The sequence below is a fragment of the Blastococcus sp. TF02-8 genome, from assembly GCF_003319175.1.
GTDB lineage: Bacteria > Actinomycetota > Actinomycetes > Mycobacteriales > Geodermatophilaceae > Blastococcus.
On the sequence record NZ_QOHK01000004.1, the window covers coordinates 42,855 to 62,766 of the forward strand.

The window sequence follows — 19,912 nt, forward strand, 5'->3', positions numbered from 1 at the left end:
CGGTCCCTACGCTGGGCCGGGTGGCCGCCTCCCGACTGACCGCACCGCTGGCCGGGTCCCTCGACGACCCGGCCCGCGCGCGCGACCTCGCCCGCATGAAGCGGCTCGCGACCGGGCTGTTCCTGCTCGCCGCCGCCGTCTTCCTCACCTGCGTGCTGCTCGGCGAGGAAACCGGCGCCTGGGTCGGCTACGTGCGGGCGACCGCGGAGGCCTCGATGGTCGGCGCCCTGGCCGACTGGTTCGCCGTCACCGCTCTCTTCCGGCACCCGCTCGGGCTGCCGATCCCGCACACCGCGATCATCCCGCGCAAGAAGGACCAGATCGGCGAGAGCCTGGGCACCTTCGTCCAGGAGAACTTCCTGACCCGCGGCGTCATCGAGGAGAAGCTGGCCACCGTCGACGTACCCGGTCGGCTCGGCGGGTTCCTGGCCGCTCCGGGTCGAGCGGAGCGGCTGGGCGGCGACGCCGCGAAGGTGCTCACCGCGGTCACCGACCTGATCCAGGACGAGGACGTTCAGCCGGCCGTGGCCGCACTCGTCGACCGCAAGCTGCACGAGACGCCGGCCGCCCCGGCCGTCGCCCGCGTGCTGGAGCTCGTCGTGGACGGCGACCGGCACCAGGAGGTCCTGTCGGCAGCACTCCGGCTGATGGCCCGCTTCCTCGACGAGAACCGCCTGGTGTTCCGGGCCCAGCTCGGCGACGCCTCCCCCGCGTGGGTCCCCGACTGGGTGGACGACCGGGTCTTCGACCGCGCCTTCGCGGGCATCCACCGCTTCCTCGCCGAGGTGGGCGCCGACCCCCGCCATGAGCTGCGACGCTCCTACGACGCTCGGTTGCGCGCCTACGTGCACGCGCTGCGCACCGATCCGGACACCGCGGCCCGGGTGGAGGAGTTCAAGCGCGAGGTGCTGGAGCACCCGGCGATCCGCGTCTGGTCCGGCTCGCTGTGGACGACCGCGAAGAACGCCGTCCTCGCCGCGGCCGCCGACCCGACGTCCGCGCTGCGGGGGCGGGTCACCGCCCTGATCCTCGACGGCGCGAAGCTCCTGCAACACGACCAGACGGTGCGCGAGCTGGTGCAGCGGCACAGCGGCCGGGCCGCGGGCTACGCGGTGGAGCGGTTCTCCGGTGACCTCGCCGACCTGGTGAGCAGCACGGTCGCCCGGTGGGACACCGAGGAGACCAGCCGGCGCATCGAGCTCCAGGTGGGCCGGGACCTGCAGTGGATCCGGGTGAACGGCACGGTGGTCGGCGGGCTGGCCGGCCTGGTGATCTACACGCTGGCCCAGCTCATCGGCTGACCTCCGTGATGATCAGGTCACCTGATCGTTCCGGGTCCTCCCTCAGCACCGGTCGTGAGGGAGGACCCGTCGTGACCAGGTCACCTGATCATCCGCGGCGCGCTGCTGCCGCCTGGTAGAGGGCGATGCCCGCCGCGACGCTGACGTTGAGCGACTCCGTGTCGCGCCCGATCGGGATGCGGACGACGACGTCGCACTTCTCCCGCACCAGCCGCGAGAGGCCCGTGCCCTCGGCGCCCACCACCAGCGCCACCGGGTCGGCGAAGCCGTCGTACTCGTGCAGGTCGACGTCCCCGTCGCCGGCCAGACCCACGGTCTGCAGCCCGGCATCCTGGTAGGCGGCCAGCGCCCGGGGCAGGTTCACCGCACGGGCCACGCGCAGGCGGGCCGCCGCACCGGCGCTGGTGCGCCAGGCCGAAGCCGTCATGCCGACCGCCCGACGCTGCGGCACGACCACGCCGTGCGCGTCGAAGGCCGCGGCGGACCGCACGACGGCGCCGAGGTTGCGCGGGTCGGTGACGCCGTCCATCGCCACGATCAGCGGCGCGCGGCCCGAGTCGCGGGCGATGTCGACGAGGTCGTCGGGGTGCGCGTACTCGTACGGCGGCACCTGCAGCCCGATGCCCTGGTGCAGCGCGCCCTGCGACATCCGGTCGAACTCGGCCTTGCCCACCTCGAGCAGCGGCAGCCCGCGGTCCGCGGCCAGGCCGAGGGCCTCGGTGATGCGCTCGTCCGCGCCCGGCCGGGTGGTGTCGCCGGTGACGACGTACAGCGCCGTCGCCGGGATGCGGGCGCGCAGCGCCTCGACCACGGGGTTGCGGCCCAGCAGCAGCTCGGGCTGTTCCTCGGCACGCTGACGGGCGCGCGCCCGGTCCGCACGCTGACGCGCCTCGGCCGCGGCACGCCGCTGGGCCGGGTGGCCGGTCCGCGCAGCCGCCGGCGGGGTCGCGCCGCGCCCGGCGAGCGAGCGCCGGTTCTTGCCCCCCGTCCCTGCGGTGGCGGTCTTCTTGCCGGCGCCGTCGCTCCGGCCTCGGCGCTGGCTGTTGCCGGCCATCAGCGGCTCAGCTCCCATCGGGTTCCTTGCGGGGTGTCCTCGACCGAGAGGCCGAGGGCGGCGAGCTGGTCGCGGATCGCGTCCGCCGCCGCGAAGTCCTTGCGTGCGCGGGCGGCCTGGCGCTGCTCGAGCGCGAGCGCCACCAGCCCGTCGGTGGCCTGCGCCAGCCGGTCGTCGGAGTCGGTCGCCCACTGCGGGTCCAGCGGATCCAGGCCCAGGACCCCGAGCATGGCGCGGACCGAGCCGAGGGTTCCGGCGACGGCCTGGTCGTTCCCGTCGGCGAGTGCGGTGTTGCCCTCGCGCACGGTCTCGTGGATGGCCGCGACGGCCGCCGGGGTGCCCAGGTCGTCGTCGAGGGCGGTGCTGAAGTCGGCGCAGAGCACCGGGGCACCGGCATCGGCCCCCACCCGCTCTGCCGCGCGCTTCACGAACGACTCGATCCGGCGGTAGGCCTGCCCGGCCTCCTCGAGCGCGGAGTCGGTGAACTCGATCGTCGAGCGGTAGTGCGGGGCCACCAGGTAGTAGCGCAGCTCGACCGGGCGCACCCGCTGGACGACCTCGTCGACCAGCGCCGTGTTGCCCAGCGACTTGCTCATCTTCTCGCCACCGAGGGTGACCCAGCCGTTGTGCATCCAGTACTGGGCGAAGTCCTCACCGGCCGCGCGCGACTGCGCCTGCTCGTTCTCGTGGTGCGGGAAGCGCAGGTCCAGGCCTCCGCCGTGGATGTCGAACGCCTCGCCCAGGTACTTGCCGGCCATCGCCGAGCACTCCAGGTGCCAGCCGGGTCGCCCGCGACCCCACGGCGTCGACCAGGACGCCGTCTCGGGCTCCCCCGGCTTGGCGCCCTTCCAGAGGGCGAAGTCGCGGGGGTCGCGCTTGCGGTCGTCGGTCTCGGTGTCGCCGGCCGGCTCGAGGTTCTCCAGCCGCTGCCCGGTCAGGGCCCCGTACTCGGGGAAGGAGCGGACGTCGAAGTAGACGTCGCCGTCCACGGCGTAGGCGTGCCCCCGCTCGATCAGCCGCTCCATCAGCGTGACCATCTCGGGCACGTGACCGGTGGCCCGCGGCTCGTAGGTGGGTGGGAGGACCCCGAGGACGTCGTAGGCGCGGGTGCACGCGCGCTCGTTCTCGTACGCCCAGGCCCACCACGGCACGCCGTGCTCGGCGGACTTCGCGAGGATCTTGTCGTCGATGTCGGTCACGTTGCGGACGTAGGTGACCTCGAGCCCGCTCGCGGCCAGCCAGCGACGCAGCACGTCGAAGGAGACCGCCGCCCGGATGTGGCCGACGTGCGGCGGGCCCTGCACGGTGAGCCCGCAGACGTAGACGGATGCCTGACCGGCACGCAGGGGCGTGAAGTCGCGGACCGCGCGGGCGGCCGTGTCGTACAGGCGGAGGCTCACTACGCGGAGTCTACGGAGCTTTCCGGCCCTCTCCTACCGGCGGAGCGGCCGGCTCCCCCGTCCGGACCACCAGCGCGGTCGCGACGGCCGCCCGTCCCTCGCCCCGGCCGGTGAGCCCGAGGCCGTCGGTGGTGGTGGCCGCGACGGCGACCGGCGCACCGAGCGCGGCCGAGAGCACCGTCTCCGCCTCGTCGCGGCGGGCGGCGAGCTTCGGCGTCGCCGCGACCAGCTGCACCGACACGTTGCCCACCCGCCAGCCCGCGGCGTCCAGGACCTCGCGGACGTGCAGGAGGACGTCGGCGCCGCGGGCGCCGGCCCACCGGGGGTCGTCGGTGCCCAGCAGGCCGCCGATGTCGCCCAGCCCCGCCGCAGAGAGGACCGCGTCGGTGATCGCGTGGGCCACGATGTCGCCGTCGGAGTGTCCGGCGCAGCCGTCGACGCCCGGCCACTCGAGCCCCGCCAGCCAGCAGGGGCGCCCGGCCTCGATGGGGTGCACGTCGGTGCCGACGCCGACCCTGGGCAGCTCGGTCATGCCGTCACCGTGCCAGACGGTCCGAGGGTGACCGCGAGCTCGGCGACGGTCAGGTCGTGCGGAACGGTCACCTTGGCCGACCGCTCGTCGCCGGGCACGGTGGTCACCCGCACACCGGCGGCCCGGACGACGGCGGCGTCGTCGGTGAGCTCGGCGTCATCGGCCAGCGCCGAGTAGGCCGCCACGAGGGTCGCCCGGTCGAACCCCTGAGGGGTCTGCACCCGGCGCAGCGGTGCGCGCGGGACGGCATCGGTGACGGCGCCGTCGTCGTCCACCAGCACGGTGGTGTCGACGACGGGCAGCACCGGGACGACCGCCGGCGCACCCGCGGCCAGTGCGGCGAGCACCCGCGCGGCGACGTCGGGCGGGGTGAGCGGTCGGGCGGCGTCGTGCACCAGGACGACATCGGCGGCGGGGCGGCCGGGATCGGTCACGGCGGCGAGCCCGGCACGGACCGAGGCGGTGCGGGTCGCCCCGCCGTCCACCAGCCGGACGCCGGCGGGCAGCGCGTCGGCGAACGCGGCGCGCTCGGTGGCCGGGACGGTCACGACGACCTCGTCGACGCCTCCGGCGAGCAGCCCCTCGACCGCCCACACCACCAGCGGGCGGCCGGCGAGCGGGACGAGGGCCTTCGGGAGCGCGGCACCCAGACGCGAACCGCTCCCGGCCGCTGCGACGATCGCGACAGCGTGCACGGGAGCGGTTCGGTGAGTACGCGGGGTGAGTTCGCCGGCGGCGGACTCAGCTGGCGAGGACCTCGTCGAGGAGGACCTCGGCCTTGTCCTCGTTGGTGCCCTCGGCGAGCGCGAGCTCGCTGACCAGGATCTGGCGGGCCTTGGAGAGCATGCGCTTCTCCCCGGCCGACAGGCCGCGGTCCTTGTCGCGACGCCACAGGTCGCGCACGACCTCGGCGACCTTGTTCACGTCACCAGAGGCGAGCTTCTCGAGGTTGGCCTTGTAGCGCCGCGACCAGTTGGTCGGCTCCTCGGTGTGGGGGGCACGCAGCACCTCGAAGACCCGGTTGAGGCCCTCCTGACCGACGACGTCACGGACGCCGACGATCTCTGCGTTGTCGGCCGGCACGCGCACCGTGAGGTCGCCCTGGGCGACCTTCAGCACGAGGTAGGCCTTCTCTTCGCCCTTGATGACCCGCTTCTCGATCGCCTCGATCAGAGCAGCGCCGTGGTGCGGGTAGACGACGGTCTCGCCGACAGTGAAGCCCATGTGAATGTGACCCCTTTCGCTGTCTCTAGGTTAGCACGGCACACTGACCAACGGATCGCGTCCGGGCAGTAAATCTGCAGGTCAGAGCCTTGATGCATTGGCCTCAGGGGGTTGACAGAGCGTGATTGATGTGCCTCCGGGCGCGGCGCGGCCGTCGTCGTCGCTGCGGGCCCTGGCCCTGGCGACGCACCCCGGCCCGGCCGTCGCCGTCACCACCGTCGCCACCCTCCTCGCCCTCGCGGCGGGCACCTCCGGTGGCCGCGCCGTCCTCGTCGGTCTCGCCGTCCTCGCAGGTCAGGCGTCCATCGGGTGGAGCAACGACTGGCTCGACGCCGACCGGGACCGCGCCGTCGCGCGGGCGGACAAACCGGTCGTCCAGGGGGCGGTCTCCCCCGACCTGCTCCGCCTGCTCGCCCTCGTCGCGGCCGCGGCGGCCGTCGTCCTGTCGCTGCTGGTCGGGCTCGTCCCCGGGCTGCTCCTGCTGCTGCTCGTGGCCAGCGGATGGGCCTACAACGCGGGCCTGAAGCGCACGATCTGGTCCGGCGCCGGCTACGTCGTGGGCTTCGGGGCCCTCCCCGCCGGCGTGGTGTCCGCCGCACCCGGCGGCGCCGGGGCCCCGTGGTGGCTGGTCACCGCCGGTGCCGCGCTGGGTGGTGCCGCGCACCTGGCCAACGTCGCACCCGACCTCGAGGACGATCTGGCGACCGGCGTGCGCGGGCTCCCCCACCGGCTGGGAGCCCGCCTGTCGGCCGTCGTCGGCGCGACGCTGCTCGCTGCCGCCACCCTCGTCCTGGTCCTCGGCCCGGCGGGCCGCCCCACCAGCACCGGCTGGGCCGCCCTGGGGCTCGCCGTACCGGCCGCCGTCGTGGCCGGCCTCGCGGGCCGTCCGGCCTTCCGGCGGTGGGCCTTCCCCGCGGTGATGCTGCTGACCGTCCTCGACGTCGTCCTGCTGCTCGCCGGAGGCTCGGGCCTCGTCTGACACGCCCGGGGCGACCGGGCGCGCGACCGGCCGCCGCTCCCTGCGGGCGACCCGGGCGGGCGACCGATACGCTCAGCCCGTCTCCGTGCCACCGATCCCGCGGTGGCCGGCACGGTCCTGCTGGAGGTCGACAGCTGTGAACCGCGCTCTGCGCGCCGCCACCATGGGCGTTCTGCTCCTCTCCCCGCTCGCCCTGTCGGCGTGCAGCGCCGGTCAGGTCACGCAGACCGCCACCCAGGAGCGCGACAAGGTCGGCTCCATGGCGAAGGTCGGCGACATCACGATCCGCCAGGCCTCCCTCGAGTACCCCGACGGCGGCACCTACGAGGCCGGTGACGACGCCCCGCTCGTGATGGCGATCGTGAACGCCTCCGACCAGGCCGACACCCTCACCGACATCTCCGGCGAGGGCTTCAGCGACGCGACGATCAGCGACTCCGGTGCCGCGTCGCCGTCGACCAGCAGCGCGGCCAGCACCAGCGCCACCCCCTCGGCCGCCGCCACGCCCTCGGCCGGCAGCGGCACTCCCAGCTCGACCCCGGCGCGGCCCACGACCGCAGCACCGACGACCGCGGCCCCCTCGGAGCTGGAGATCCCCGCCGGCTCGTCGGTCTTCATCGGCTCCGAGGACGCGCCGGCGATCACGCTGAACGGCCTGGACGAGGCGCTCACCACCGGCGGCTCCATCGAGCTCACGCTCACCTTCGAGAACGCCGGCGAGGTCACGCTGCTGGTCAGCGTCGGCACCCCGGGCCGCGAGCTCGAGCGCGGCGAGCCCTTCGACTTCCACCACGAAGCGGAAGAGGGTGGCGAGGTCGGCCGCGAAGGCGGCGAGTGACGCCCCCGCCGGACCTGCAGCACCTGAGCACCACCGCGAACGGCGGCCCCGATCCGGGGCCGCCGTTCGCGCGTTCCGCCGGTTCTGTCGTTCCCCCCGGTTAGCGTCGTCACGTGCCACCTGCCGGAGCGAAGTCCGTCCGCCCGTCCCACCGCTGTTCCGAGTGCGGGTACGTGTCCGCCAAGTGGGTCGGTCGCTGCCCGGAGTGCCAGGCCTGGGGCACCCTGCAGGAGACCGGCGCACCCACCACCGGGCTGCGCGCCGTCTCCGCGGGTCAGGTCACCACCCCCGCCCGTCCCATCGCGCAGGTCGAGCTGGCCGGCGCCCGCGCGGTGCCCACCGGCATCGACGAGTTCGACCGCGTCCTCGGTGGCGGGCTGGTGCCAGGTGCGGTGCTGCTGGTCGCCGGTGAGCCGGGCGTCGGCAAGTCCACGCTGCTGCTCGAGGTGGCCCACCGGGTCGCCGCCGCGAACGGGCCCGCGCTGGTGGTCTCCGGGGAGGAGTCGGCCGGGCAGGTGCGACTGCGCGCCGAGCGCATCGGCGCCCTCCACGACCGCCTCTACCTCGCGGCGGAGACCGAGCTCTCGGCCGTTCTGGCACACGTCGAGGAGGTCAAGCCCTCGCTCCTCGTCCTCGACAGCGTCCAGACCGTCCGGTCCCCGGCCGTCGAGGGCACCGACGGCGGCTCCACGCAGGTACGAGCCGTGGCCTCCGCGCTGACCGGTGTGGCCAAGAGCCGCGGGATGACCACGATCCTGGTCGGCCACGTGACCAAGGACGGCGCCATCGCGGGCCCCCGCACCCTCGAACACCTCGTCGATGTCGTCATCTCCTTCGACGGCGAGCGGCACTCGACACTCCGGATGGTCCGGGCCACGAAGAACCGCTTCGGCCCCGCCGACGAGATCGGCTGCTTCGAGATCGGCGACACCGGGGTCGTCGGCGTCCCCGACCCCTCGGCTCTGTTCGTGTCCCGTCGGGCCGACCCGGTCCCGGGCAGCTGCGTCACGGTCACCCTGGAGGGCAGCCGCCCCCTGCTCGCCGAGGTGCAGGCCCTGGTCGCGAGCACCGGAGGCGGCGGTTCGCCTCGCCGCGCGGTGAGCGGTCTGGACGGTCAGCGCGTGGCCATGGTGAACGCGGTCGTCGAGCGCCGCGGCGGCGTGAGGCTGGCCGACGCCGACGTGTTCGCGGCTTCCGTCGGGGGCGTGCGCATCGCGGAGCCGGCTGCGGACCTGGCGCTCGCGCTGGCCATCGCGTCGGCATCCAAGGACCGCCCGCTGCCCGCCGGGATGGTGGCGCTCGGCGAGGTCGGGCTGTCCGGCGAGATCCGCCGCGTCGGCGGCACGGGCCGCCGGCTCGCCGAAGCGGCGCGCCAGGGGTACCGGACGGCGCTCGTCCCGCCCGACGCCGGGTCCGCTCCGGCGGGCATGCGGCTCATCGAGGTGCCCGACCTCGGTGCCGCCTTCCACCGCCTGTTCTGAGCCCGTAGAGTTTCGTAGCTCACCGCAACCAGAGCCGGACCCGAGGGCATCCCGACCACGACGCCGGCACGTAGACTCAACCGCCGCACCACTCGACCGTCAGGAGCGCTCGTGCCCGCCGCCGTGGACCCCGAGATCGCCCTGCGCGAACTCCTCGGCCGCATCGCCCCCGGCACGGCGCTGCGCGACGGACTGGAGCGCATCCTCGCCGGCCGCACCGGCGCGCTGATCGTGCTCGGCTACGACCGGGTGGTCGAGTCGATCTGCACCGGCGGGTTCGCCCTCGACGTCGCGCTGTCGGCCACCCGGCTGCGCGAACTGGCCAAGATGGACGGCGCGGTGATCGTCTCCTACGACGGCACCCGGATCGTCCGGGCGGGCGTGCACCTGATGCCCGACCCGACCGTTCCCACGGAGGAGTCCGGCACCCGCCACCGCACCGCCGAGCGCGTGGCGATCCAGAGCGGCTTCCCGGTGATCTCGGTCAGCCAGTCGATGCACATCATCAGCGTCTACGTCGCCGGCCGCCGGTACACCCTCGAGCACCCGACCACGATCCTCGCCCGCGCCAACCAGGCCCTCGCCGCCCTGGAGCGGTACAAGCTCCGGCTGGACGAGGTCGCGAGCACGCTGTCGGCTCTGGAGATCGAGGACCTGGTCACCGTCCGCGATGCGATGAGCGTCAGCCAGCGGCTGGAGATGGTGCGCCGGATCGCCGACGAGATCGAAGGCTTCGTCGTCGAGCTCGGTACCGATGGCCGGCTGCTGGCCCTGCAGCTGGACGAGATGCTCGCCGGCGTCGAGGACGACCGCGGCCTGCTGGTACGCGACTACCTGCCCTCCAGCGGGCGGCGCCAGCGGACCATCGACCAGGTCCTCACCGACCTGCGGGCGCTCACCGCGACCGAGCTGCTCGACCTCTCCGCCGTCGCCCGGTGCTACGGCCTGCCGACCTCGCCCGACGCGCTGGACTCCCCCGTCAGTCCGCGCGGCTACCGCCTGCTGGCCCGCGTCCCCCGGCTGCCGGCCGGGATCATCGACCGCCTGGTCGACCACTTCGGCGGGCTCCAGAAGCTGTTGGCCGCCACGATCGAGGACCTGCTGGCCGTCGAGGGCGTCGGCGAGGCCCGCGCCCGCGGCATCCGCGAGGGGCTGTCCCGCCTCGCCGAGACCTCCATCCTCGACCGCTACAGCTGAGCGGGGACCCCGTTCCGCCCGGGCGTCACTGGAGGACGAGCGGGGCGTCGGGAGAGACCTTGGTGTCCAGCCGCGCGCGGACCAGGTAGGAGCCCGGCGCCGGCGTCGTCCGCGGGGTGCTGCACGAGGGCTCGCTGGTGCGGCCACCCCACACCACCGGGACGACCACGCTCTCCCCCGGCGCGAGCGTGCGCTGCTCGTCGCTGCTCTCCGGGAAGCAGTCGTTGCTGCCCCACACCCGCCCGCCGGCGCTGTCGACGAGCACGAGCTCCTGGAGCTCCTTGTCCAGGGCGCGCACGCACGGGACGGCGCCGGTGTTGGTCACCACCAGCTCGAAGGTCGGCTTGCTCCCCACCGCGACGACCCCCGGGGTGCGCACCTCGAGCCCGAGGGCGGCGTCGGCGCAGGGGCCACCCGGCTCGGGGGCGGCCGGTGCCGGCGCGTTCGCGTCACTCCTAGCGGGCGCCGGGCTGGGCTCGTCCGGCGTCCGTACCGCGCCCACCGAGGGAACGATGCGGTCCAGGGCAGGTACCTCGGTGGCCCGGGCACTCTCCGACGCCGCACCCTGCCCTGCGGTCCGGCGGTCGAGCAGCACCAGGGTCAGCCACGTGAGACCGCCCACCAGCGCCACCAGGACCACCAGGACGACCAGTCGGCGCCGCCAGTACACGGCTGCAGGCAGCGGGCCGACCGGGTGCAACACGCCGGGAACGGTAATCGGCGAGCTCCTCGCCGTCCCGCTCGGCGCGCCGCTCCCGCCGAACGGCACACTGGGTGCCCGTGACCTCCCCCACCGCACCAGAGGCGCCCGTCGGAGAGGCCATCGTCGACTGGTACGCCTCAGCGGCCCGAGACCTCCCGTGGCGAGTTCCCGGAGTGGACGCCTGGGCGGTGCTGGTCAGCGAGGTGATGCTCCAGCAGACGCCGGTCGCGCGGGTCGAACCCGTCTGGCGCGAGTGGATGGCCCGCTGGCCGCGGCCCGCCGACCTGGCCGCCGAGCCCGCCGGCGAGGTGATCCGCGCCTGGGGCAAGCTGGGGTACCCCAGGCGGGCGTTGCGGCTGCGCGAGGCCGCCGTCGCCATCACCGAGCGGCACCAGGGCGTCGTACCGGCTGACGTGACAGCCCTGGAGGCGCTCCCGGGCGTCGGCACGTACACCGCCCGCGCGGTCGCCTGCTTCGGCTACGGGCAGCGACAGCCGGTGGTCGACACCAACGTCCGCCGCGTGGTGGCCCGGCTGGTGCACGGACGCGCGGAGGCGGCCACCGCGCGCGCCGCCGACCTCCAGGACATCGCTGCGCTCGCCCCCGAGGACCACGACCGCGCCGTGCGCTTCTCGGTGGCGGTCATGGAGCTCGGGGCGCTGGTGTGCGTCGCGGGAACGCCCCGGTGCGGGGTCTGCCCGGTGCGCGACCGCTGCGCGTGGCGGCTGGCCGGATCTCCTGCGCACGACGGTCCGCCGCGTCGGGTGCAGAAGTTCGCCGGCACCGACCGGCAGGTACGCGGCCGGCTGCTCGACGTCCTGCGCGCCGCGCGCGAGCCGGTGGACGCCGCCGCGCTCGACATCGCGTGGGACGACGCCGTCCAGCGCTCCCGCTGCCTGGACTCGCTGCTGACCGACGGCCTCGTGGAGCAGACCGACGACGGCCTCTTCCGCCTCCCCGCCTGACCCCTGGTGATCAGGTCACCTGATCGTTCTGGGTCCTCCCTCAGCACCGGTCGTGAGGGAGGACCCCTGTTGATCAGGAGACCTGATCAACAGCGGGCCCCGGGAACGGCGACGGGGCCGCCCCCACCTGGCGGTGGGAACGGCCCCGTCGTCTCGTCCTAGCTGCGGATCACTCCGCGGCGGCCTGGCCCTCGTCCTCGCCGCCGGACAGCGCCACCGGCGGGGTGTCGGGCAGGTCGACCGGCTTGGCCTCGCCGCGGAAGGTGAACTTCTGCGCAGCACCCTCGGCGTCGTCGACGTCCACCACGATGATCTGGCCGCTGGCCAGCTCGCCGAAGAGGATCTTCTCCGAGAGGGCGTCCTCGATCTCCCGCTGGATGGTCCGGCGCAGCGGCCGGGCACCCAGGACGGGGTCGAAGCCGCGGGCGGCCAGCAGCTTCTTCGCCGCCGGCGTGACCTCGAGCGCCATGTCCTTGTTCCCGAGCTGGGTCTCGACCCGGGCCAGCATGAGGTCGACGATCCGGATGATCTCGTTCTCGGTCAGCTGGTGGAACACGACGATGTCGTCGATGCGGTTGAGGAACTCCGGGCGGAAGTGCTGCTTCAGCTCCTCGTGGACCTTCAGCTTCATCCGCTCGTAGTTGCTCTGGTCGTCGTTCCCGGCCTGGAAGCCGAGGCCGACGGCCTTCGAGATGTCCCGCGTACCGAGGTTGGTCGTGAGGATCAGGATCGTGTTCTTGAAGTCCACGATCCGGCCCTGACCGTCGGTGAGCCGACCGTCCTCGAGCACCTGCAGCAGCGTGTTGAACACGTCCGCGTGGGCCTTCTCGATCTCGTCGAAGAGGACCACCGAGAACGGCTTGCGCCGCACCTTCTCGGTCAGCTGGCCGCCCTCGTCGTAGCCGACGTAGCCGGGAGGGGCACCGACGAGGCGGGACACGGTGAAGCGGTCGTGGAACTCACCCATGTCGATCTGGATGAGGGCGTCGTCCTCACCGAACAGGAACTGCGCCAGGGCCTTCGCCAGCTCCGTCTTACCGACACCCGAGGGGCCGGCGAAGATGAAGGAACCACCCGGACGGCGCGGGTCCTTGAGGCCCGCACGCGTGCGCCGGATCGCCTGGCTGACGCTCTTGATGGCCTCTTCCTGGCCGATGATCCGCTTGTGGAGCTCGTCCTCCATGCGGAGCAGGCGCGAGGTCTCCTCCTCGGTCAGCTTGAAGACCGGGATGCCCGTCCAGTTGGCGAGGACCTCGGCGATCTGCTCGTCGTCGACCTCGGCGACGACGTCCATGTCGCCGGCCTTCCACTGCTTCTCGCGCTCGGCCTTCTCGCCCAGCAGCTGCTTCTCGGTGTCGCGCAGCGCCGCGGCCTTCTCGAAGTCCTGCGCGTCGATCGCCGACTCCTTCTCGCGGCGGACGCCGGCGATCTTGTCGTCGAACTCGCGCAGGTCCGGCGGCGCGGTCATCCGCTTGATCCGCATCCGGGCGCCGGCCTCGTCGATCAGGTCGATCGCCTTGTCCGGCAGGAAGCGGTCGGAGATGTACCGGTCGGCCAGCGTCGCGGCGGCGACGAGCGCGCCGTCGGTGATGCTGATCCGGTGGTGCGCCTCGTACCGGTCGCGCAGCCCCTTGAGGATCTCGATGGTGTGGGCCAGCGTCGGCTCACCCACCTGGATCGGCTGGAAGCGGCGCTCGAGGGCGGCGTCCTTCTCCAGGTGCTTGCGGTACTCGTCGAGCGTGGTGGCGCCGATGGTCTGCAGCTCACCGCGGGCCAGCATCGGCTTGAGGATGCTGGCGGCGTCGATCGCGCCCTCGGCAGCACCGGCACCGACGAGGGTGTGGATCTCGTCGATGAACAGGATGATGTCGCCGCGGGTGCGGATCTCCTTGAGGACCTTCTTGAGGCGCTCCTCGAAGTCACCGCGGTAGCGGGAACCGGCGACCAGTGCTCCGAGGTCGAGCGTGTAGAGCTGCTTGTCCTTCAGCGTCTCGGGCACCTCGCCCTTGACGATGGCCTGCGCCAGCCCCTCGACGACGGCGGTCTTGCCGACGCCGGGCTCGCCGATGAGGACCGGGTTGTTCTTGGTGCGCCGCGACAGCACCTGCATGACCCGCTCGATCTCCTTGGCCCGCCCGATGACCGGGTCGAGCTTCTGGTCGCGGGCGGCCTGCGTGAGGTTGCGGCCGAACTGGTCGAGCACCAGGGAGGTCGAGGGGGTGCCCTCGGCCGGGCCGCCGGCGGCGGCGGGCTCCTTGCCCTGGTAGCCGCTCAGCAGCTGGATGACCTGCTGGCGGACGCGGTTGAGGTCGGCGCCGAGCTTGACGAGGACCTGGGCGGCGACGCCCTCGCCCTCGCGGATCAGGCCGAGCAGGATGTGCTCGGTGCCGATGTAGTTGTGGCCGAGCTGGAGCGCCTCGCGCAGCGACAGCTCGAGGACCTTCTTCGCCCGCGGGGTGAAGGGGATGTGGCCGGACGGCGCCTGCTGGCCCTGCCCGATGATCTCCTCGACCTGCTGGCGGACGCCCTCGAGCGAGATGCCGAGGGACTCCAGGGCCTTGGCAGCGACGCCCTCACCCTCGTGGATCAAGCCCAGGAGGATGTGCTCGGTGCCGATGTAGTTGTGGTTGAGCATCCGGGCCTCTTCCTGGGCCAGGACGACGACTCGGCGGGCTCGGTCGGTGAACCGTTCGAACATCTGCTGCTTCTCCTCTGACCGGCTGGTCCGGCACTGCCCTCCCCGGAGATGGGGAGGAGCACCCGACGTCCGTCGGCGCGCGGGGGCACCGGTCTTTCCACTGTAGTCGCGGACCACGCCGTCCCGTCGTCACGCGGCGGGCCGGTGGATGGCTGTCCGTTCCAACTCCCGCCCCCGGGGTGGTGTTCCTCCCCCGTTACGCCGAGAGCGGACGACGGCGCGCCGCCCCGGGAACGCCGCGAGCCCGGCTCCCTCTCGGGAACCGGGCTCGGTGAGCTGACGTCAGCGGCCTGCCTGCAGGGGCCCACCGCGAGCATGCGAGCTGTGGGGGGCAGCAGAAGGACCTCGTCCCTCTCAGCCCTCGCAGGCTCGGGCCGCGCCTCCGGACGAGGCCGTCAGTGCGCGGCCTCGTAGGCCTCGACGACGCTGGCCGGGATGCGACCGCGGTCGCTGACGGCGTGGCCGTTCTTGCGGGCCCAGTCGCGGATGGCGCCGGCCTGCTCGCGGTCCATGCGACCGCCGGTGGCGCGGGACCGCCCACCACCGGAGGCACGGGTGCCGCGGCCGACCTTGCGCGCCGCCGAGACGTAGCGGGCGAGAGCGTCACGCATCTCCTTGGCGTTCTTCTCCGCCAGGTCGATCTCGTACGAGGTCCCGTCCAGCGAGAAGCTGACGGTCTCGTCGGCCGGGAGATTCTCGTCGAGGTCGTCGCTCAGGATGACCTGGACCTTGCGTGCCATTCGTTCCTCGCTTTTCACAACGGCTCGGAGCCGATCGGTATTCACACCCGGCGGGTGCGATTCGATTAAAGCACGAGTGCATGCAATTACCGCGATTGCGGTGCAGGAACTCTGCCCTTTTGTGGTGACGCGAAGAGGAACGGATCAGGAACTAATAGGTCTCACCAGCGGGAACAGGATCGTCTCGCGGATCCCGAGCCCGGTCAGGGTCATCATCAGGCGGTCCATGCCCATGCCGACGCCGCCGGTCGGTGGCATCCCGTACTCCAGCGCCTCGAGGAAGTCCTCGTCGAGCGCCATGGCCTCCGGGTCACCGGCAGCCGCGAGCAGCGCCTGCTGGGTGAACCGCTCCCGCTGCACGACCGGGTCGACGAGCTCGGAGTAGCCCGTGCCGCGCTCGATGCCGCCGATGTAGAGGTCCCACTTCTCCGCCACGCCGGGCTCCGAGCGGTGCGCCCGCGTGAGCGGCGAGGTGTCGACCGGGTAGTCCATGACGAACGTGGGCTCCTGCAGCGAGGGCTGCACCAGCGCCTCGAAGATCTCCTCGACCAGCTTGCCGTGGATCCAGGCCGGGTCGACGCCGACCTCGTGCTGCTCGGCCAGTGCCCGCAGGTGCTCGATCGGCGTCTGCGGCGTCACCGTCTCCCCGACCGCCTCGCTCACCAGGTCGAACAGCTTCACCTGGCGCCATTCCCCGGAAAGGTCCACCTCGGTGCCGTCGTGGTGGCGCGCGACGTGGTCGCCGAACAGCGCGGCACAGCTCTCCTGCACCAGTTCCCGCGTGATGGTCGCGACGTCCTGGTAATCGGCGTAGGCGGCGTAGAACTCCAGCATCGCGAACTCCGGGGAGTGCGAGCTGTCGGCGCCTTCGTTGCGGAAGTTGCGGTTGATCTCGAACACCCGGTCCAGGCCGCCGACGATGCAGCGCTTGAGGAAGAGCTCGGGCGCGATGCGCAGGTAGAGATCGAGGTCGAACGCATTCATGTGCGTGCGGAAGGGCCGGGCCGCCGCGCCGCCGTGCACGGTCTGCAGCATCGGCGTCTCGACCTCGATGAAGTCCCGCCGTCCCAGTCCCGCCCGCAGCGTGGACATGACCGTGGCGCGCTGGCGGACCGTCCGCCGGGCCTCGTCGCGGACGATGAGGTCCACGTAGCGGCGGCGGACCCGCAGCTCCTCGCTCATGGGCTTGTGCGCCACCGGCAGCGGGCGCAACGACTTGGCGGTCAGCTGCCAGGAGTCGGCGAACACCGACAGCTCACCGCGCCGCGACGTCCCGACCTCGCCCTCGACGAACACGTGGTCGCCGAGGTCGACGTCGGCCTTCCACGCCGCCAGCGCGTCCTCGCCGACGCGGTCGCGGGAGAGCATGACCTGCAGCTCGGCGTCGCCCTCGCGCAGCGTCGCGAAGGCCAGCTTGCCGGTGTTCCGGGAGAAGATGACGCGCCCGGTCACGCCGACCCGCTCGCCGGTCATGGTGTCCGGCTCGAGGTCGGGGTGCGCCGTCCGGACGTCGGTGAGCGACGTCGTCCGCGGCACCGAGACCGGGTAGGGATCGGTACCCGACTCGCGCAGCCGGTCGAGCTTGGCGCGACGGACCCGCATCTGCTCGGGCAGCTCCTCGCCGCCGTTGTCGTCGCTGCCGGGGCCGTTCGGTCCTTCGCTCACGGGAGGAAAGCGTACGGGCGGCTCACCGGGAGGCTTGCGCCTGATGCCGCTGGAAGGCCAGCCGGAGGCCGTGGACGGTCAGGTCGGGCTCCCGGGGGCCGATCGAGGCGCAGCTGTCGGCCACCACCGGGGCGAGACCTCCGGTGGCCACGACGACCGGGGTGGAACCGAACTGGGCGACCAGCTCGGCGGAGATGCGGGTGACCAGCCCGTCGACCAGCCCGGCGAACCCGAGGACGAGCCCCGACTGCAGCGCGGCCACCGTGTTCTTGCCGATGGCCTGCGGAGGGCAGGTCAGCTCCACCGAGCGGAGCTGCGCGGCGCGGCTGGCCAGGGCGTCGAGGCTGACCTCCAGGCCCGGCGCGAGCGCGCCCCCGAGGAACTGCCCGCCCGGGCCGACGGCGTCGACGTTCGTGGAGGTGCCGAAGTCGACGACGACCACCGGTCGCGCCCGGCCGTCGTCGTCCCGGCCGAACAGCTCGTGCGCCGCCAGCGCGGTCACGACGCGGTCGGCGCCCACCTCGCGGGGGTTGTCGACGTGCAGCGGGACGCCGGTGCGCACGCCCGGACCGATGAGGGTGACGGGGACGTCGAGGGAGTCCAGCAGCTGGCGCAGCGACGGCAGCAGCGCGGGCACGGTGGAGCAGGCCGCGACCCCGGTGACCTCGGTGTCGCGTAGCAGACCGCGCCACACCATGCGCAGCTCGTCGGCGGTGGCCCGCGGGGCGGTGGTGACCCGCCAGGAGCCGACCCGGCGCTCGCCGTCGAAGGTGGCGAGGACGGTCTGGCTGTTGCCGACGTCGACCGTCAGCAGCGTCACCGGACGGGCACGCCGAGGTCGCTGCGCCGCTGGTCGGTCGCGCCGGGGACGGGGGCCGACGGGTCCCCGCCCAGCTCGACCACGCGGTTGTCGGCGTCGACGTGCACGACCCGCGGGATGTAGCTCTTGGCCTCGGTCTCGTCCATCAGGCCGTAGCTGATGAGGATCACCATGTCACCGGGGTGCACCAGGTGCGCGGCGGCACCGTTGATGCCGATGACGCCGCTGCCCCGCTCGCCGGGGATCACGTAGGTCTCCAGCCGTGCCCCGTTGGTGATGTCGACGATCGCGACCTGCTCGCCGGGGATGAGGTCGGCGGCGTCGAGGAGGTCCTCGTCGACGGTCACCGAGCCCACGTAGTGCAGGTCGGCCTGGGTGACGGTCGCCCGGTGGATCTTGGACTTGAGCATGGTGCGCATCATCGGGGCTCTCCCAGGGTCACTGCGGTGTTGTCGAGGAGTCGGGTGCTGCCGGCGCGGACGGCGACCAGCAGCCGGGCGGGGCCCGTGGCGGGCACCGGGCCCAGGTCCACGTCGGTGAGTTCCAGGTAGTCCGGGACCAGCGACGGCTGCGCGGCGAGCACGGCCCGTGCCGCGGCGAGCACCGCGTCGGGACCCTCCGGCCCGCAGGCGGCGCCCGCCCGGAGCGCGGCGGACACCGCGGCGGCCGCGGCACGCTGCTCGGGCGCGAGGTACCGGTTGCGGCTGGACAGCGCCATCCCGTCGTCCTCGCGCACGGTCGGGATGCCGACGACCTCCACGCCCAGTGCCAGCTCGCGCGCCATGGCGCGGACGAGGGTCAGCTGCTGGTAGTCCTTCTCGCCGAAGAAGGCGAGGTCGGGCCGCACCAGGCCGAACAGCTTGGCGACGACGGTGAGCACGCCGGCGAAGTGGCCCGGCCGGATCGCGCCCTCGAGCACCGCACCCAGGGGGCCGGGCTCGACCGTGACGCCCAGGGCGCCGGAGGGGTAGACCTCCTCGACCGACGGGTGGAAGACGACGTCGGCGCCCTCCTCGGCCAGCGCGAGCAGGTCGGCGTCCCAGGTGCGGGGGTAGCGGTCGAAGTCCTCGCCGGGACCGAACTGGGTGGGGTTCACGAACACCGAGACGACGACGCTGCCGGCGCGCTCGCGGGCGGCGCGGACCAGCGTCCGGTGCCCCTCGTGCAGCGCCCCCATCGTGGGCACCAGCGCGACCGGCCCCGGCAGCTGGTCGACGAGGCGGCGCAGCTCCGCGACCGACTCCGCGACGGCGGGCGAGCCGGTCATCGCGCGGCCTCCTCGGCGGTCCCGCTGAGCAGGTCGAGCAGCGGGGCCCCCTCGTGCCGCTTGAGCCGTCCGGCGGCCAGCGCCCGCTCCGTGGTGCGCCGCGCCATCGCGACGTACGCGGCGACGGCGTCGGGCGCCCGCTCGGCCAGCGTCTCCAGGTGGCGGCCCACGGTTCCGACGTCGCCCCGGCTGACCGGGCCGGTGAGGCCGCGGTCGCCCCGGCGCAGCCCGTTGTCCAGGGCGGCGGTGAGCAGGGGGGCAAGCACCCGTGCGGGATCGGTGACGCCCGCGGTGCGCAGCAGGTCGGCGGCCTCGGCCACCAGCGTCACCAGGTGGTTCGCGCCGGTGACCAGGGCCGCGTGGTAGAGCCCGCGGTCGGCCTCGGCCACGAAGAACGGCTCCCCGCCCATCTCCAGGACGAGGGTCTCGGCGACCGGCCGGTGCTCGGGCCGGCTGGTGACGCCGAAGGGGGTGCCCTCGAGCCGGTCGGCGTCCTCGGGGGCGCCGGAGAAGGTCATGGCCGGGTGCAGCGCGAGGGCCAGGACCCCGGTCTCGGTGGCGGGCGCGAGCACGGCCAGACCGTGCGCGCCGGAGGTGTGGAAGGCGAGCTGGCCCGGACGCCAGGCGCCGGTCTCGGCCAGGCCCGCGACCAGGCCGGGGAGCGTGTCGTCGGGGACGGCGAGGACGACCAGGTCGGACGCGGCGACGACCTCGTCGGCGGGCACGAGCGGAACCCCGGGCAGGAGCCGGGCGGCACGCTCGGCGGAGGCGGCGGAGAGACCGGATGTGGCGACGACGTCGTGGCCGGCGGCGGCGAGAGCGGCACCGAGGACGGCGCCGACGCGGCCGGCGCCGATGACGCCCACGCGGAGTCGCGCGGGCGCGTCGGAGGCCGGGGTCAGCCCGGCGGCGCGTGTCCTGCGGGAAGCAGGCATCGGTGCACCTCTCGTTCCAGTCCCGTGCGGGTACCGGACGTCGGTCGCGGCCGGTGGCCGCGAGGTGGTCGTGCGGGTCGAGCTCTCGGACGGCGCCCGCTGCAACCGGATGT

The 19,912-nt window shown here is 73.5% G+C and carries 19 protein-coding genes; 6 read left to right on the forward strand and 13 right to left on the reverse strand.

The window, feature by feature from the left end:
• Nucleotides 1-20 precede the first annotated feature (20 nt).
• Nucleotides 21-1,301 (forward strand): DUF445 domain-containing protein, encoded by a 1,281-nt coding sequence (locus DQ237_RS09400; protein ID WP_113799527.1) that lies wholly within the window; start codon nt 21-23, stop codon nt 1,299-1,301.
• Between the two features lie 88 nt (nt 1,302-1,389).
• On the opposite strand, the gene rlmB is transcribed toward DQ237_RS09400, so the two are convergent.
• From rlmB to DQ237_RS09425, 5 genes are read right to left on the reverse strand one after another with little or no spacing between them, the layout of a single operon-like run.
• Nucleotides 1,390-2,373: a 23S rRNA (guanosine(2251)-2'-O)-methyltransferase RlmB gene (gene rlmB / locus DQ237_RS09405; RefSeq protein WP_240619532.1), complete on the reverse strand. Its 984-nt coding sequence runs from the start codon at nt 2,371-2,373 to the stop codon at nt 1,390-1,392.
• Nucleotides 2,355-3,755 (reverse strand): cysteine--tRNA ligase, encoded by a 1,401-nt coding sequence (gene cysS / locus DQ237_RS09410; protein ID WP_113799530.1) that lies wholly within the window; start codon nt 3,753-3,755, stop codon nt 2,355-2,357. The genes rlmB and cysS overlap by 19 nt, the downstream gene beginning before the upstream one ends.
• 10 nt (nt 3,756-3,765) lie before the next feature.
• Complete coding sequence (gene ispF, locus DQ237_RS09415; RefSeq protein ID WP_113799532.1) at nt 3,766-4,287, reverse strand: 2-C-methyl-D-erythritol 2,4-cyclodiphosphate synthase; 522 nt, start codon at nt 4,285-4,287, stop codon at nt 3,766-3,768.
• Nucleotides 4,284-4,982, reverse strand: coding sequence for a 2-C-methyl-D-erythritol 4-phosphate cytidylyltransferase (gene ispD, locus DQ237_RS09420; protein ID WP_113799534.1), 699 nt, complete (start codon nt 4,980-4,982; stop codon nt 4,284-4,286). Before ispD ends, ispF begins: the two co-directional genes overlap by 4 nt.
• A 46-nt stretch (nt 4,983-5,028) precedes the next feature.
• Nucleotides 5,029-5,511: a CarD family transcriptional regulator gene (locus DQ237_RS09425; protein WP_097206868.1), complete on the reverse strand. Its 483-nt coding sequence runs from the start codon at nt 5,509-5,511 to the stop codon at nt 5,029-5,031.
• 121 nt (nt 5,512-5,632) lie between these two features.
• Here DQ237_RS09425 and DQ237_RS09430 point away from each other — a divergent pair, with 121 nt between their 5' ends.
• From DQ237_RS09430 to disA, 4 genes are all read left to right on the forward strand, one after another.
• Nucleotides 5,633-6,490, forward strand: a complete 858-nt coding sequence (locus tag DQ237_RS09430) for a UbiA family prenyltransferase (RefSeq protein WP_240619533.1) — start codon at nt 5,633-5,635, stop codon at nt 6,488-6,490.
• A 136-nt stretch (nt 6,491-6,626) separates the two neighbouring features.
• Complete coding sequence (locus tag DQ237_RS09435; protein WP_113799538.1) at nt 6,627-7,328, forward strand: hypothetical protein; 702 nt, start codon at nt 6,627-6,629, stop codon at nt 7,326-7,328.
• Between the two features lie 113 nt (nt 7,329-7,441).
• Nucleotides 7,442-8,809, forward strand: a complete 1,368-nt coding sequence (gene radA, locus DQ237_RS09440) for a DNA repair protein RadA (protein ID WP_113799540.1) — start codon at nt 7,442-7,444, stop codon at nt 8,807-8,809.
• Nucleotides 8,810-8,920: 111 nt separating this feature from the next.
• A complete protein-coding gene (gene disA, locus DQ237_RS09445) occupies nt 8,921-10,006 on the forward strand; it encodes a DNA integrity scanning diadenylate cyclase DisA (protein WP_113799542.1) in 1,086 nt (361 codons plus the stop codon).
• A gap of 25 nt (nt 10,007-10,031) precedes the next feature.
• On the opposite strand, the gene DQ237_RS09450 is transcribed toward disA, so the two are convergent.
• Nucleotides 10,032-10,709, reverse strand: coding sequence for a MucR family transcriptional regulator (locus DQ237_RS09450; protein WP_113799544.1), 678 nt, complete (start codon nt 10,707-10,709; stop codon nt 10,032-10,034).
• 77 nt (nt 10,710-10,786) lie between these two features.
• Between DQ237_RS09450 and DQ237_RS09455 the strand changes: the two genes are divergently transcribed.
• Nucleotides 10,787-11,674, forward strand: coding sequence for an A/G-specific adenine glycosylase (locus DQ237_RS09455; protein WP_205730149.1), 888 nt, complete (start codon nt 10,787-10,789; stop codon nt 11,672-11,674).
• Nucleotides 11,675-11,843: 169 nt separating this feature from the next.
• Here the strand turns inward: DQ237_RS09455 and DQ237_RS09460 are convergent, their stop codons facing one another.
• The 7 genes from DQ237_RS09460 to DQ237_RS09490 form a co-directional block, all read right to left on the reverse strand.
• Entirely contained in the window at nt 11,844-14,372 is a 2,529-nt protein-coding gene (locus DQ237_RS09460) for an ATP-dependent Clp protease ATP-binding subunit (protein ID WP_113799548.1), read from the reverse strand.
• Nucleotides 14,373-14,767: 395 nt separating this feature from the next.
• Nucleotides 14,768-15,112, reverse strand: coding sequence for an Lsr2 family protein (locus DQ237_RS09465; protein WP_113799550.1), 345 nt, complete (start codon nt 15,110-15,112; stop codon nt 14,768-14,770).
• Between the two features lie 144 nt (nt 15,113-15,256).
• Complete coding sequence (lysS, locus tag DQ237_RS09470; RefSeq protein WP_113800054.1) at nt 15,257-16,714, reverse strand: lysine--tRNA ligase; 1,458 nt, start codon at nt 16,712-16,714, stop codon at nt 15,257-15,259.
• 85 nt (nt 16,715-16,799) lie between these two features.
• Nucleotides 16,800-17,597 (reverse strand): type III pantothenate kinase, encoded by a 798-nt coding sequence (locus tag DQ237_RS09475; RefSeq protein WP_240619536.1) that lies wholly within the window; start codon nt 17,595-17,597, stop codon nt 16,800-16,802.
• The gene (gene panD / locus DQ237_RS09480) at nt 17,594-18,019 is read right to left on the reverse strand and encodes an aspartate 1-decarboxylase (protein WP_113799552.1); all 426 of its coding nucleotides are present in this window, start codon (nt 18,017-18,019) and stop codon (nt 17,594-17,596) included. The genes DQ237_RS09475 and panD overlap by 4 nt, the downstream gene beginning before the upstream one ends.
• A complete protein-coding gene (gene panC / locus DQ237_RS09485) occupies nt 18,016-18,864 on the reverse strand; it encodes a pantoate--beta-alanine ligase (RefSeq protein WP_113799554.1) in 849 nt (282 codons plus the stop codon). The genes panD and panC overlap by 4 nt, the downstream gene beginning before the upstream one ends.
• Nucleotides 18,861-19,799 (reverse strand): Rossmann-like and DUF2520 domain-containing protein, encoded by a 939-nt coding sequence (locus DQ237_RS09490; protein ID WP_113799556.1) that lies wholly within the window; start codon nt 19,797-19,799, stop codon nt 18,861-18,863. The genes panC and DQ237_RS09490 overlap by 4 nt, the downstream gene beginning before the upstream one ends.
• Nucleotides 19,800-19,912 lie beyond the last annotated feature (113 nt).

Coding starts and splice junctions, on each gene's coding strand:
- rlmB (WP_240619532.1), bottom strand. CDS start 2,373: ATGGGAGCTGAGCCGCTGATGGCCGGCAACAGCCAGCGCCGAGGCCGG.
- ispF (WP_113799532.1), bottom strand. CDS start 4,287: ATGACCGAGCTGCCCAGGGTCGGCGTCGGCACCGACGTGCACCCCATC.
- DQ237_RS09425 (WP_097206868.1), bottom strand. CDS start 5,511: ATGGGCTTCACTGTCGGCGAGACCGTCGTCTACCCGCACCACGGCGCT.
- DQ237_RS09460 (WP_113799548.1), bottom strand. CDS start 14,372: ATGTTCGAACGGTTCACCGACCGAGCCCGCCGAGTCGTCGTCCTGGCC.
- DQ237_RS09465 (WP_113799550.1), bottom strand. CDS start 15,112: ATGGCACGCAAGGTCCAGGTCATCCTGAGCGACGACCTCGACGAGAAT.
- lysS (WP_113800054.1), bottom strand. CDS start 16,714: ATGCGGGTCCGTCGCGCCAAGCTCGACCGGCTGCGCGAGTCGGGTACC.
- panD (WP_113799552.1), bottom strand. CDS start 18,019: ATGATGCGCACCATGCTCAAGTCCAAGATCCACCGGGCGACCGTCACC.
- panC (WP_113799554.1), bottom strand. CDS start 18,864: ATGACCGGCTCGCCCGCCGTCGCGGAGTCGGTCGCGGAGCTGCGCCGC.
- DQ237_RS09490 (WP_113799556.1), bottom strand. CDS start 19,799: ATGCCTGCTTCCCGCAGGACACGCGCCGCCGGGCTGACCCCGGCCTCC.